The sequence below is a fragment of the Streptomyces sp. DG2A-72 genome, assembly GCF_030499575.1.
Taxonomy (GTDB): Bacteria; Actinomycetota; Actinomycetes; order Streptomycetales; family Streptomycetaceae; genus Streptomyces.
This window is the reverse complement of the sequence record NZ_JASTLC010000001.1, coordinates 8475347-8488380: the sequence shown is the minus strand read 5'-3', so window position 1 is coordinate 8488380 and position 13034 is coordinate 8475347. Positions and strand designations below refer to the sequence as shown.

Annotated in this window: 12 protein-coding genes; all 12 read left to right on the top strand. The window is 70.0% G+C overall.

From position 1 onward, the window contains the following. The first annotated feature begins 1 nt into the window (after position 1). The 12 genes from QQY66_RS40330 (at position 2) to QQY66_RS40275 (ending at position 12815) form a co-directional block, all read left to right on the top strand. On the top strand, positions 2-817 hold the full coding sequence (locus QQY66_RS40330; RefSeq protein ID WP_301985353.1) for an ABC transporter permease: 816 nt from the start codon (positions 2-4) through the stop codon (positions 815-817). A gap of 8 nt (positions 818-825) precedes the next feature. After that, positions 826-2037, top strand: coding sequence for an MCE family protein (locus QQY66_RS40325; RefSeq protein WP_301985351.1), 1212 nt, complete (start codon positions 826-828; stop codon positions 2035-2037). Continuing rightward, positions 2034-3071: an MCE family protein gene (locus QQY66_RS40320; protein WP_301985350.1), complete on the top strand. Its 1038-nt coding sequence runs from the start codon at positions 2034-2036 to the stop codon at positions 3069-3071. The genes QQY66_RS40325 and QQY66_RS40320 overlap by 4 nt, the downstream gene beginning before the upstream one ends. Next, positions 3068-4141, top strand: coding sequence for an MCE family protein (locus tag QQY66_RS40315; protein ID WP_301985349.1), 1074 nt, complete (start codon positions 3068-3070; stop codon positions 4139-4141). Before QQY66_RS40320 ends, QQY66_RS40315 begins: the two co-directional genes overlap by 4 nt. Further along, positions 4138-5259 carry an MCE family protein gene (locus tag QQY66_RS40310; RefSeq protein WP_301985348.1) on the top strand — a complete coding sequence of 374 codons (1122 nt, stop codon included), beginning with the start codon at positions 4138-4140 and terminating at the stop codon, positions 5257-5259. The genes QQY66_RS40315 and QQY66_RS40310 overlap by 4 nt, the downstream gene beginning before the upstream one ends. Beyond that, the gene (locus QQY66_RS40305; RefSeq protein WP_301985347.1) at positions 5256-6524 is read left to right on the top strand and encodes an MCE family protein; all 1269 of its coding nucleotides are present in this window, start codon (positions 5256-5258) and stop codon (positions 6522-6524) included. The genes QQY66_RS40310 and QQY66_RS40305 overlap by 4 nt, the downstream gene beginning before the upstream one ends. After that, entirely contained in the window at positions 6521-7795 is a 1275-nt protein-coding gene (locus tag QQY66_RS40300) for an MCE family protein (RefSeq protein ID WP_301985345.1), read from the top strand. The genes QQY66_RS40305 and QQY66_RS40300 overlap by 4 nt, the downstream gene beginning before the upstream one ends. Next, positions 7768-8319 carry a hypothetical protein gene (locus tag QQY66_RS40295; protein WP_301985344.1) on the top strand — a complete coding sequence of 184 codons (552 nt, stop codon included), beginning with the start codon at positions 7768-7770 and terminating at the stop codon, positions 8317-8319. Before QQY66_RS40300 ends, QQY66_RS40295 begins: the two co-directional genes overlap by 28 nt. Positions 8320-8352: 33 nt before the next feature. Further along, the gene (locus tag QQY66_RS40290; protein WP_301985343.1) at positions 8353-9108 is read left to right on the top strand and encodes a hypothetical protein; all 756 of its coding nucleotides are present in this window, start codon (positions 8353-8355) and stop codon (positions 9106-9108) included. A 164-nt stretch (positions 9109-9272) separates the two neighbouring features. Further along, entirely contained in the window at positions 9273-10112 is an 840-nt protein-coding gene (locus QQY66_RS40285) for a TIM barrel protein (protein WP_301985342.1), read from the top strand. A 156-nt stretch (positions 10113-10268) separates the two neighbouring features. After that, the gene (locus QQY66_RS40280; protein ID WP_301985341.1) at positions 10269-11159 is read left to right on the top strand and encodes a 2-hydroxy-3-oxopropionate reductase; all 891 of its coding nucleotides are present in this window, start codon (positions 10269-10271) and stop codon (positions 11157-11159) included. 183 nt (positions 11160-11342) lie between these two features. Further along, positions 11343-12815, top strand: coding sequence for a catalase (locus tag QQY66_RS40275; protein WP_301985340.1), 1473 nt, complete (start codon positions 11343-11345; stop codon positions 12813-12815). Positions 12816-13034 lie beyond the last annotated feature (219 nt).

The following is a 13034-nucleotide window of genomic DNA, read 5'->3' as shown; positions in this document are numbered from 1 at the left end:
GATGAGACTTCTCGACCGCCCCCTGAAGTCCCTTGAGGACCTGGGCGCTCAACTCTCCTTCTACGGCCGCTCGCTGGCCTGGACCGGCCGCACTCTGCGCCGCTACAAGAAGGAGATCCTGCGGCTGCTCGCCGAGGTGAGCTTCGGCCGGGGCGCACTCGCCGTCGTGGGCGGCACGGTCGGCGTCATCGCCTTCCTGTCGTTCTTCACCGGCACGGAGGTGGGGCTCCAGGGCTACGCCGCGCTCAACCAGCTCGGCACGTCCAACTTCGTGGCATTCCTCTCGGCGTACTTCAACACCCGGGAGATCGCCCCGCTGGTGGCCGGGCTGGCGCTGTCCGCGACGGTCGGCGCCGGGTTCACCGCGCAGCTCGGCGCGATGCGGATCAGCGAGGAGACCGACGCCCTGGAGGTCATGGGCGTGCCCTCGCTGCCGTTCCTGGTGACCACCCGGATGATCGCCGGTTTCGTCGCCGTGATCCCGCTGTACGTGGTCGGGCTGCTGTCGTCGTACTTCGCCGCCCGCACGATCACCACCGGCTACTACGGGCAGTCGGCGGGCACCTACGACCACTACTTCCAGCAGTACCTGCCGCCGGTCGACGTGCTGTGGTCCTTCGGCAAGGTGCTGGTCTTCGCCGTCGTGATCATCCTGGTGCACTGCTTCTACGGCTACTACGCGAGCGGCGGTCCTGCGGGCGTCGGCGTCGCGGTGGGGCGGGCCGTGCGGACGTCGATCGTGGCGATCAACGTCCTTGATTTCTTCCTGTCGTTGGCGATCTGGGGCGCCAACACGACCGTACGGATTGCGGGATGAGCCGCCGTATGAGGGTACTGAGACTGCGGTTGTACGGCGTCGTCTTCATCGCCGTACTCGCCCTGCTGCTGTCGCTGTCCGTCGCCGTCTACCAGCAGGCGTTCACGCCGGTCGTGCGGATCACGCTGGAGGCCGACAGCCTGGGCAACCAGCTGGACCGGCGGGCCGACGTCAAGTTGCGCGGGCTGCTGGTCGGCGAGGTGCGCGAGGTTCGGGCCGACGGGACGAAGGCGACGCTCGACATCGCGCTCAAGCCGGAGCATGTGTCGTACATCCCCGCCGATGTGCATGCACGGCTGCTGCCCAAGACGCTGTTCGGCGAGAAGTACGTCGATCTGGTCGTCCCGGCCGGCTCGTCCGCGCGGTCGATCCGCGCCGGGGACGTGATCACCCAGGACCGCACCCGCGTCGGCATCGAGCTCCAGCAGCTGCTGAACGACCTGCTGCCGCTGCTGCGGACGGTCGAGCCCGGCGAGCTCAACGCCACGCTGTCCGCCTTCGCCACGGCCCTCGAAGGGCGCGGCGACCGGATCGGCGCCAACCTCACGCGCGTGGAGGCCTACTTGCGGGGGCTCAACCCACATCTGCCGTCCCTGAAGGAGGACATCGCGCGGTTCGCGGACGTCGCCGAGGTGTACGGCGACGCGGCGCCCGACCTGATGCGGATCCTGCGCAACACGGTGACCACCAGCCGCACGCTGGTGGAGCAGAAGGATCAGCTCGCCGCCGCGCTCACCTCGACCACGACCGCCGCCGACACGGCGGACGGCTTCCTCGACCGGACCGGTGACCGGCTGATCGCCCTGGGCCGGGTGTCCCGCCCGACCCTCGATCTCTTCGCCCGCTACTCGCCTCAGTACCCGTGCCTGCTCGACGGCCTGGTCCGGCAGGAGGAGGCCTCGGAGGAGGCGTTCCGCGGCGGGAAGATGCGGATCACCCTGGAAGTCGTACGGCAGCGGCCGGCGTACGAACCCGGCGAGGAGCCCCACTACGGCGAGCGGTCCGGCCCGGACTGCCGGGGCCTGCCCCACCCGAGCGTGCCCGCGCCGCACACCAAGCTCAATGACGGTACGTCCGACGTGTCCGGTACCCGCGCCGAACAGCGCGCCGTCGGCTCCCTCGTGGCCCCCGTCCTGGGCATGCCCGCCGACGAGGTGCCGCCGGTCGCGACGCTGCTGTTCGGGCCGATGGCCCGCGGGACGGCGGTGAGCGTCGCATGAGCACGACGAAAGCTCGCCGGACCGCCGGTCCGCTGATCAAGTTCGGCCTCTTCGCCCTGGTGACGATCCTGGCGACGGCCCTGCTCGCCGCCACCATCGTGAACATCTCCTTCACCCCCACAGACACCTATCGCGCCGTGTTCAGCGACGTCACCGGCCTGGAGGAGGGCGACGACATACGAGTGGCCGGGGTGCGGGTCGGCGAGGTCGAGGGCATCCGGATCAAGGACCGGACCCGCGCCGAGGTCACGTTCACGGTCAGCGAGGAGCGTCCGCTGCTCAAGAGCACGGGCGCGGTCGTCCGCTACCGGAACCTCGTCGGGCAGCGGTACGTCGCCCTGACCGAGGGCGCGGGCGACGGCACCCGGCTGCGGCCCGGCGCGACGATCCCGCTGGCGCGGACGCAGCCCGCGCTGGACCTCAACGCCCTGCTGAACGGCTTCAAGCCGCTGTTCGCCGCGCTCAGCCCGAAGGACGTCAACCAGCTCGCGACCGAAATCATCAAGACACTCCAGGGCGAGGGCGGCACGGTCAACAGCCTGCTCGCGCACACGGCTTCGCTCACCACCACGCTCGCCGGCCGGGACAAGCTGATCGGCTCCGTGATCGACAACCTCAACACCGTGCTGGGGACGCTCGACAAGCGCGGCGCCCGATTCTCCGGGCTGCTCAAGCAACTGCGCCGGGTGATCTCGGGGCTGTCCGCCGACCGCAAGCCGATCGGCGAGTCGCTGGTGAGCATCGGCAACCTGACGGAGGCGACGTCGGGGCTCTTGCAGGACGCGCGTCCGCCCCTCAAGGACGACATCGCCGAGCTGACCGATCTCACCGGAACGCTCAACGACAACGAGAAGACGGTGGAGGGCGTGCTGAAGCGACTGCCGAACAAGCTCAACGAGCTGACCGGGACGGCGTCCTACGGCTCGTGGTTCAACTTCTACCTCTGCGACTTCGACGGCCGGATCGTGCTGCCGAAGACGAAGCAGGTGCTCACTCCCGAACTGCACGTGGCGAGGGCGAGGTGCGCGGGATGAGCATCCGGGTCCGAAGGAAGCGCAAGCCCCAGCCGTTGTTCAAGGTGCGCGTCGAGCCGCCGAGGCTGCCGCGTATCCGGTTCCCGCACCTCCCACCCTTCCGCGAGCAGAACCCGGTGGTGATCGGCGCCGTCGGGCTGACCACCCTGGCGCTGCTGGCCGTGGCCGCGTTCAACGCGGACAGCCTTCCGGTGATCGGCGACGGCGAGACGTACAGCGCGGCCTTCGCGGAGGCGGGCGGCCTCAAGCCCGGCGACGAGGTACGGATCGCCGGGGTCAAGGTCGGAAAGGTCGAGGAGGTCGACCTGGACGGCGACCACGTCAAGGTCACCTTCAAGATCAAGGGTGACCCGGGGTTCGGCACCGCGACCGGGGCCTCGATCCGGGTCAAGACGATCCTCGGCGCCAAGTACCTCGCCCTGCACCCCAAGGGCCCAGGGCAGTTGAAGCCCGGCACTGAGATCCCGCTGACGCGGACCGTTCCCGCGTACGACGTCGTACAAGCCTTCAGCGATCTCACCACCACGACGGAAGAGGTCGACACCGACCGGCTGGCGACGGCCCTGGACACCATCTCCACCACTTTCCAGGACTCGCCCGCCGAGGTACGGGCCTCCATCAAGGGCCTGTCGAAGATCTCCCGGACAGTCGCCTCGCGCGACAAGGCGCTGGGCGAACTCCTCGACCATGCCAACGGCGTCACGGGCGTACTGGCCGAGCGCACCGGGGACTTCACCGCCCTGGTCAAGGACGGCGACGCGCTGTTCAGGGAGATCAGCAAGCGGCGCCAGGCCATTCACAAGCTGCTGAAGACCTCCGCCGCGCTCGGCGTCGAACTCTCCGGCCTGGTCGAGGACAACGCCAAAGAGATCGGCCCGGCGCTCAAGGGCCTGAACCAGGTGGTCGAGATGCTCGAACGCAACCAGTCGAGCCTGGACCGCAGCGTCCGGCTGCTCGCGCCCTACGTCCGGGTCTTCTCCAACACCCTCGGCAACGGCCGCTGGTTCGACTCCTACGTCCAGAACCTGGTCGCCGCCCCGGTGGTGCCGAGCACGGGAGGCTCACGATGAAGCGGCGCCTGGCACTGCTCCTCGCCCTGACCCTCGTCGTCGCGGCCGTCTTCGTGCTGTGGCCGCGCCCCGGGAAGGTGCGCGTCACCGCGTACTTCCCGCGCACCGTCGGCATCTACCCCGGCTCGGACGTCCGCGTCCTCGGCGTCCGCATCGGCGAGGTGAAGACGATCACGCCCGAGGGCGGCCGGGTGCGGGTGGAGCTGGAGTACGACGAGGGGCGCAAGGTGCCGGACGACGCCCAGGCCGCGATCATCAACTCCTCGGTGGTCAGTGACCGTTATGTGCAGCTGCTGCCCGTGTACCGGGAGGGCCCGGCGCTGCGGGACGGCGCCGTCATCCCCGAGTCGCGCACGGCCGTGCCGGTCGAGCTGGACCGGATCTTCGACAGCCTGCACACCACGGCCGAGGCGCTCGGCCCCGAGGGCGCCAACAAGGACGGCTCCCTGTCCCGGCTGCTCGGAGTGAGCGCGGACAACCTGGAGGGCCAGGGCGGGAACATCCACCAGACCGTGAAGGACCTCTCTCAGGCGGTCACCACGCTGTCCGACGGCCGCGGGGACCTGTTCGGCACCGTGCGCAACCTCCAGGTGTTCACGGCGGCGCTGGCGGCCGACGACAAGAGCGTGCGGTCGTTCAACACCAGCCTCGCCGAGGTGGCGGAGCAGTTGGCCGGGGAGCGCAAGGACCTCGCGGCGGCGCTGCGCAACCTCGGCACCGCGCTCGGCGACGTGTCCGCGTTCGTGAAGGCCAACAAGAAGTCGCTGACCTCGAACGTGAAGGGCCTCAGCAAGGTGACCAAGGTGCTCGTCGACCAACGGGCCGCGCTGGAGGAGCTGTTGGAGGTCGCCCCCACCGGTCTGTCGAATCTCCAGAACGCCTACAACGCGTCCTCCGGGACTCTCGACACCCGCAACAACGCGCAGACATCACAGGATCCGGCCGCGCTGCTGTGCTCCGTCCTGCGGACCACCGGCGACGAGGGCGGCGAGAACCCGGACTGTGCGCAGTTGAAAAAGCTCTTCGGCGCCCTGCCCGAGGTGCCGAAGGCCCCCGCCGTGCCGAGTACGGGCACGGTCGACCGGACCCTCGGCGGAATCCTGGAGGGCCGCGCATGAGGCGCAAGGCAGGTGCGCTCGCCTGGGCGGCGATCGCTTCGCTGCTGCTGTCCGGCTGCGAGTTCAACGGCTGGTACGACGTCGAGCTGCCGGGAGGCGCGGCCTCGGACGGCCACGCGTACCGCGTCACCGTCGAGTTCCGCGACGTCCTCGATCTGGTGCCGCAGTCCGCCGTGAAGGTCAACAACGTGACCGTGGGCGCGGTGGAGAAGGTCGAGCTGGACGGCTGGCACGCGCGTGTACGGCTGCGGGTCGCCGACTCGGTGAAGCTGCCCGCCAACGCGGTCGCCGAGCTGAGGCAGACCAGCATGCTCGGCGAGAAGTACGTGGCGCTGTCCGCCCCGCCCGGTTCCGATCCCGTGGGCCGGCTCCGCGACGGCGACCGCATCCCGCTCAGCCGCAGCGGTCGCAACCCCGAGATCGAGGAGGTGCTGTCCGCCCTGTCGGCGCTCCTCAACGGCGGTGGGGTGGCCCAGCTCAAGACGATCACCGTGGAGCTGAACAAGGCCCTGGCGGGGCGCGAGAACCGGGTCAAGTCCCTGCTCAAGGAGCTGAACACGTTCCTCGGCGGCCTGGACGACCAGCGCGAGGACATCGTCCGCGCGCTCGAGGCCGTCGACCGGCTCGCGGGGCGGCTCGGGAAGGAGAAGAAGACGATCGCCAAGGCCGTCGACACGATGCCGCCCGCTCTCAAGGTGCTCGCCGACCAGCGGCGCGACCTGACCAGGATGCTCACCGCGCTGTCGAAGCTGGGCACGACGGGCACCAGGGTGGTCAAGGCCTCCCGGGACGACACGGTCGCCAACCTCAAGCAGCTGCGGCCGATCCTGGAGCAGCTCAACAAGGCAGGCGACGATCTGCCCAACTCCCTTGAGCTGCTGACCACTTACCCCTTCCCGCGCAACGCGGTCGACGCCATCAAGGGCGACTACGTGAACCTCGCCGTCACCGCGGACCTCGATCTGGCGAGCATCTACGGCAACCTGGCGGAGGAGCCGGGTGACGAGGGCGGCGCCCCCGACGCACCGGACCTTCCGGATGCCCCGGAACTCCCCGACGTACCCGATCTCCCCGGTCTGCCGAGCGTGCCGACGCCCGCACCCGGGCTGCCCGACGCACCGGCGGCTCCTTCCGCGCCGTCCGACGGCGGCCCGCTCTGCCCACCGGTGTGCACCGCCGCCTACGGCACCGGCACCGCCCGGGATCTGCCGCCGGGGATCGACCTTGCGCTCGCGGAGCTGATGCTGAAGGGGATACAGCCGTGATCACACGTACGGTCAAGGCCCAACTGCTCGCCTTCGCCACCGTCACCGCCGTCGGCGTGTCCTACGTCGGCGCCGAGTACACGGGCCTCGTGGACAGCCTCCTCGGCCGCGGCTACACCGTGCGGGCCGACTTCCCTGACTCCGGGGGCATCTTCAAGGGCGCCGAGGTCACCTACCGCGGGGTGCCGGTGGGCCGGGTCGGCGCGCTGAAGCTGACCGGCGCGAGCGGGGTCTCGGTCTCCCTCGACATCGAGGACGGGGCGCCACGCATCCCGGCGGACACGCTCGCCGTGGTGGCGAACCGTTCGGCGGTGGGCGAGCAGTACGTCGACCTCCAGCCACGCGCGGCCGGTGGGCCGTACCTGCTGCAGGGCAGCACGATCCCCCGCGACCGCACGCGCGTACCGCTGCCCACGACGGACCTGGTGCTCAGCCTCGACCGGCTGGTCAACTCGGTAGGCAAGGACGATCTGCGCGTCACCGTCGACGAGCTGGGCAAGGCATTCTCCGGCACCGGCCCGCATCTGAGCAGGCTGGTCGACTCGGGCAACGCGCTCGTCGAGTCGGCGTCCGAGTCGCTGCCCGAGACGATCTCGCTGATCGAGGACTCCCGGAAGGTGCTCAAGACGCAGGCCGACCAGGGCTCGTCCATCAAGGCGTTCTCACACGATCTCGCCCTGCTCACCGCGGAGTTGAAGTCGAGCGACGGGGACCTGCGCAAGCTCATCGGCAACGCGACACCGGCGGCGGTCGAGCTCAACTCGCTGCTGAAGTCGGTCGAGCCGCGGCTGTCGGTGCTGCTGGCCAACCTGATCAGCGGGGGGCAGGTCACGCTCGCGCGGCTGCCCGGCGTGGAGCAGGCCCTGGTCACCTTCCCGGTGGTGGTCGCGGGCAGCCACACCGTCGTCCCCGGTGACGGCACCACCCACTTCGGCCTGGTGGTGAACGCCGACGACCCGCCGCCCTGCACCCAGGGCTACGGCACCGCCCGGCGCAACCCGGCGGACACCAGCACCCGCGAGGCGAACACCGACGCGCGCTGCACGGCCCCACGCGGCAGCGCCACCTCGGTGCGCGGCGCGCAGAACGCCCCCGGCGCGTCAGCGCGCGGCGGGGCCGACCAGGCGGCGTACGTCACGCCGTACGACCCGGAGACCGGCACTCTCACCGGCCCGGACGGAACGCCCGTCGAGATCGGCTCGACGGGCGGCCAGCAGACCGTCTTCGGAAAGGAGTCGTGGCAATGGCTGCTCGTCGGACCGATGGCATGAGCGGGCTCGTGTTCCATGCGACCCGGAGCCTGACCACCCGAGCCGGACGCTCCAGAGCCCTGTCCGTGGGGCTCGTCGTGGCGACCGTCCTCACCACCGCGACCGCGCTCTGGCTGAGCAGCCGGCTCTACGACCAGCGCCAGGCGGAGCAGCGCCGGCAGGACATCCTGGCGGCGGCCCGGCAGTCGGCGCTCAACTTCACCTCCCTCGACTACCGGCGCTACGACCGGGACAGCGGCAATGTGCTCAAGGGCGCCACCGGCGACTTCAAGAAGGAGTTCGCCGCGCAGACCGAGGAGCTGACCGAGCTTGTCGCGCGGAACAAGTCCGTGTCCGAGGGCCAGGTCCTCGACGCGGGCATCGTCCGCTCCGACGAGCGCACGGCTCGTGTGCTCGTGGTCGCCGACAGCAAGGTGACCAACACCGCCGTGCCCAAGGGGGAGGCTCGCACGTACCGGCTGCAACTCGACCTCGTCCACGAGGACGGCCGCTGGCTGACCTCCGACGTCGAGTTCGTGGGCTGACCACCGCCGTATCACCGAGTGAGGAGTAAGACCGTGGCGAAACCGACCACCCGAGGCCGCGGCGCCGGTTCCCCGACCCGGCACACGATGACGGCGGCGGCCCGCGCCGCGGCCAGGCGCGCGGAACGCGGCCACCACGACGCCGGCCCGGCGACCGCAGCGGCCGAGGCGCCTCCGCTCGTCGGGCGCACCGTGGTCATCGAGCCCCCGGACGGCTGGGACGACCCGCCGGAGCCGTTGCCGGAGGACTTCGCGGAGGGCGACTCCGGATCCGGTGTGCGGCGTTCCCGGAGAGGACTGCTCACCGTGCTCGTGGCCGTGCTGCTCCTGGCGGGCCTGGTCGCCGTCGCCGTACTCGGACAGCGGTACCGGGCGGGTGAGCAGGCCGAGCAGGCGCGCGTGCAGGCGCTCGATGCCGCGCGGAAGGCGGCGCCGGTCGTGCTGTCGTACGACCACCGGCATCTGGACCGGGACTTCGCCGCGGCGGGCGACCGGCTGACCGGGAAGTTCCGGGACGAGTACCGGAAGACCACACAGACCGTGGTCGGGCCGACGGCGAAGAAGTACGACGGGGTGGTGAAGGCGACGATCGCGGAGCCCGCCGACGGGGGAACGCCCGCGGCCTCCGTGGTGTCGGCCTCGGCGGACGAGGCCGTGGTCCTGCTCTTCGTCAACCAGGTCACCGAGAGCACCCAGGTCACCGGAGCCCGCATGGATCTGAACCGGGTGCGGATGACGATGACCCGCACGTCAGAGGGGTGGAAGGTGAGCGCCGTCGACGCACTCTGAGCCGCCCCGTTCCGCAAGCGCCCCCGCGTACCCGCGCGGGGGCGCTTTTTTGTCGGTCGCTCTTGACAGCCGCCGCAGGCCACAGGCAGTCTTCCATTAAGCAGAAACGAACTTCCATAATACGGAATCTCGATCGATCGCAACGGAAGGGAGCGCCGGCCCCGATGGGATTTGCAGAGCAGCGCTTCAACGTCAACCTGTCGATCCTCTTCACGGAACTCCCGCTCCTGGAGCGCCCCGCGGCTGCCGCCGCGGCAGGCTTCACCGCGGTCGAGCTGTGGTGGCCCTGGGTCGACTCCCCCATCCCCGAGCAGTCCGAGCTCGACGCCCTCAAGAGGGCCATCGAGGACGCGGGCGTCCAGCTCACGGGTCTGAACTTCTACGCCGGTCAGCTGCCGGGCCCGGACCGCGGGGCCCTGTCGATCCCCGGCGAGGAGTCGGAGAAGTTCCGCGCCAACATCGACGTGGCGGCCAACTTCGCGCAGTCCCTGGGCTGCAAGGCGCTCAACGCCCTGTACGGCAACCGCGTCGACGGCGTGGACCCGGCCGAGCAGGACGCGCTGGCGTTGGAGAACCTCGTCCTCGCGGCGCGGGCGGCCGACCGGATCGGCGCGATCCTGCTGATCGAGGCCCTGAACCAGCCCGAGTCGCCGCTGTACCCGCTGGTGAGCGCCCCCGCCGCCGTCGGCACCGTCGACAAGGTCAACGATGCGACGGGGCTCGGCAACGCGCGCTTCCTCATGGACCTCTACCACCTGTCCATGAACGGCGAGGACCTGCCGCAGGTGATCGAGCAGTTCGCCGCCAGGACCGGCCACGTGCAGATCGCCGACAACCCGGGCCGCGGCGCCCCGGGCACGGGCTCGCTGCCCCTGGAAGATCTCCTCGACCAGCTGAAGAAGGCGGGTTACGACGGCTGGGTCGGCCTCGAGTACAAGCCGGGCGACCGCCCGAGCGCGGAAGCCTTCGGCTGGCTGCCGGTGGAACAGCGCGCCGCCCGCTGAGGTGGCCGTCACCGGGGGCTGCCGCCCCCAGACCCCCGCTTCGGCCCTGAACGGGCCTCGTCCTCAAACTCCCCCAGAGGGGCACCCCCAACGGGCTGATTTTGCCGACACCCGCCAATTCGCAGACGCATTGCCGCAGTTAGAGAGGCACCCCCAATGAGCACACTCCCCAAGATCGCCTGGATCGGCCTCGGCATCATGGGCTCCCCGATGTCCGAGAACCTGATCAAGGCGGGTTACGACGTCACCGGCTTCACCCTGGAGCAGGACAAGCTGGACCGGCTCGCCGCCGCCGGTGGCACCGCCGCCGGTTCGATCGCCGAGGCCGTGCGGGACGCCGACGTGGTCGTCACGATGGTGCCCGCCTCTCCGCAGGTCGAGGCCATCGCGTACGGCCCGGACGGCATCCTGGAGAACTCGAAGTCCGGCGCGCTCCTGATCGACATGTCCTCGATCACCCCGCAGACCTCGGTCGACCTGGCGAAGGCCGCCAAGGACAAGGGCATCCGCGTCCTGGACGCGCCCGTGTCCGGCGGTGAGGCCGGCGCGATCGAGGCCGTACTGTCGATCATGGTCGGCGGTGAGCAGGCCGACTTCGACACCGCGAAGCCGATCTTCGAGACGCTGGGCAAGACCATCGTGCTGTGCGGTCCGCACGGCTCGGGTCAGACCGTGAAGGCCGCGAACCAGCTGATCGTCGCCGTGAACATCCAGGCGTGCGCCGAGGCCGTGGTCTTCCTGGAGAAGTCGGGCGTGGACCTGACGGCCGCGCTGGACGTCCTGAACGGCGGGCTGGCCGGCTCCACCGTGCTGACCCGCAAGAAGGACAACTTCCTGAACCGGGACTTCAAGCCGGGCTTCCGGATCGACCTGCACCACAAGGACATGGGCATCGTGACGGACGCCGCCCGCAACGTGGGCGCGGCCCTGCCCGTCGGCGCGGTGGTCGCCCAGCTGGTCGCGTCCCTGCGTGCGCAGGGCGACGGCGACCTGGACCACAGCGCGCTGCTGCGCGCGGTCGAGCGCCTCTCCGGCGCCCAGCTCTGACGAGCACCCCAGAGACTTCCGGGCCGCGGCGGCGCTGACAACTGTCCTGTCGCGCCCAGGCGCCGCCGCGGCCCGGAACCAACTTCAACAAACTGTTGACGTCCAGACACCCCACTCCTAGGCTCCACAAAGCGGAAGTTCTTTTCCGAAACTTCCCGCTGACACCCGCACGGAAGGTCCACGATGTCGAAGCGCGTGCTCACCGCTCGCACACTCACTACGGAGTCCGGCGCCCCGGTCGCAGACAACCAGAATTCCGCCTCCGCCGGCATCGGCGGCCCGCTCCTGCTCCAGGACCAGCACCTCCTGGAGAAGCTGGCGCGCTTCAACCGGGAGCGGATCCCGGAGCGCGTGGTGCACGCCCGCGGCTCCGGCGCGTACGGCTACTTCGAGGTGACCGACGACGTCACCGGCTTCACCCACGCCGACTTCCTGAACACGGTCGGCAAGCGCACCGAGGTCTTCCTGCGCTTCTCGACCGTCGCCGACAACCTGGGCGGTGCGGACGCGGTCCGCGACCCGCGCGGTTTCGCTGTCAAGTTCTATACGGCAGAGGGCAATTACGACCTCGTCGGCAACAACACCCCGGTCTTCTTCATCAAGGACCCGATCAAGTTCCCCGACTTCATCCACTCGCAGAAGCGCGACCCGTTCACCGGCCGCCAGGAGCCGGACAACGTCTGGGACTTCTGGGCGCACGCCCCCGAGGCCACGCACCAGGTGACCTGGCTGATGGGCGACCGCGGCATCCCGGCGTCGTACCGCCACATGAACGGCTACGGCTCGCACACCTACCAGTGGACGAACGCCGACGGCGAGGTCTTCTTCGTCAAGTACCACTTCAAGACCAACCAGGGCATCCGCTGCCTCAGCAGCGAGCAGGCCGCGGAGATCGCGGGCAAGGACCCCAACTCCCACCAGACGGACCTGCTCCAGGCGATCGAGCGGGGCGTCAACCCGTCGTGGACCCTGCACGTCCAGGTCATGCCGGCGGCCGAGGCGGCGGACTACCGCTTCAACCCCTTCGACCTGACCAAGGTCTGGCCGCACAAGGACTACCCGCTCCAGCGCGTGGGCCGGCTCGTGCTGGACCGCAACCCGGACAACGTCTTCGCCGAGGTCGAGCAGGCCGCGTTCTCCCCGAACAACTTCGTTCCGGGCATCGGCCCCTCCCCCGACAAGATGCTCCAGGGCCGTCTGTTCGCCTACGCGGACGCCCACCGCTACCGCCTGGGCGTCAACCACACCCAGCTCGCCGTGAACGCCCCGAAGGCGACGGTCGCCAGCAACTACGGCCGCGACGGCTTCATGGCGTCCAACTCCCAGGGCCGCCACGCCAAGAACTACGAGCCCAACTCGTACGACGGCCCGGCTCAGACCGGCCGCCCGCTGTCGGCCCCGCTGGCGGTGAACGGCCACACGGGCACGCACGAGGCCCCGCTGCACACCAAGGACGACGACTTCTTCCAGGCGGGCGAGTTGTACCGGCTGATGTCCGAGGAGGAGAAGTCCCGCCTCGTCGCGAACATCGCCGGCGGCCTCTCCCAGGTCTCCCGCGACGACGTGATCGAGAAGAACCTGGCCCACTTCCACGCCGCCGACCCGGAGTACGGCAAGCGGGTGGAGGAGGCCGTCCACGCCCTGCGCGAGGACTGAGAGGACTGACCAGGACGGCCCGCGACAGCCGAACGGCCCGGATGAGGGGTGGCCGGTCGGATCGCGCGGGCAGGCCGAGGACCGCGGCGGCGTGCGAGCCAGTGCGGTGGTGAAGGACCCGAGTTCCCCTTCTCGACCTGAGGGAAGGCGTTCCAGGCTCCGTCGCATCCGCCGCGGTCCCAGCCACACCCTCACCGGGCTGAAGAGCGCCGGATACGG

Coding starts and splice junctions, on each gene's coding strand:
- QQY66_RS40280 (WP_301985341.1), top strand. CDS start 10,269: ATGAGCACACTCCCCAAGATCGCCTGGATCGGCCTCGGCATCATGGGC.
- QQY66_RS40285 (WP_301985342.1), top strand. CDS start 9,273: ATGGGATTTGCAGAGCAGCGCTTCAACGTCAACCTGTCGATCCTCTTC.
- QQY66_RS40315 (WP_301985349.1), top strand. CDS start 3,068: ATGAGCATCCGGGTCCGAAGGAAGCGCAAGCCCCAGCCGTTGTTCAAG.
- QQY66_RS40310 (WP_301985348.1), top strand. CDS start 4,138: ATGAAGCGGCGCCTGGCACTGCTCCTCGCCCTGACCCTCGTCGTCGCG.
- QQY66_RS40330 (WP_301985353.1), top strand. CDS start 2: ATGAGACTTCTCGACCGCCCCCTGAAGTCCCTTGAGGACCTGGGCGCT.
- QQY66_RS40305 (WP_301985347.1), top strand. CDS start 5,256: ATGAGGCGCAAGGCAGGTGCGCTCGCCTGGGCGGCGATCGCTTCGCTG.
- QQY66_RS40295 (WP_301985344.1), top strand. CDS start 7,768: ATGGCTGCTCGTCGGACCGATGGCATGAGCGGGCTCGTGTTCCATGCG.
- QQY66_RS40275 (WP_301985340.1), top strand. CDS start 11,343: ATGTCGAAGCGCGTGCTCACCGCTCGCACACTCACTACGGAGTCCGGC.
- QQY66_RS40325 (WP_301985351.1), top strand. CDS start 826: ATGAGGGTACTGAGACTGCGGTTGTACGGCGTCGTCTTCATCGCCGTA.
- QQY66_RS40320 (WP_301985350.1), top strand. CDS start 2,034: ATGAGCACGACGAAAGCTCGCCGGACCGCCGGTCCGCTGATCAAGTTC.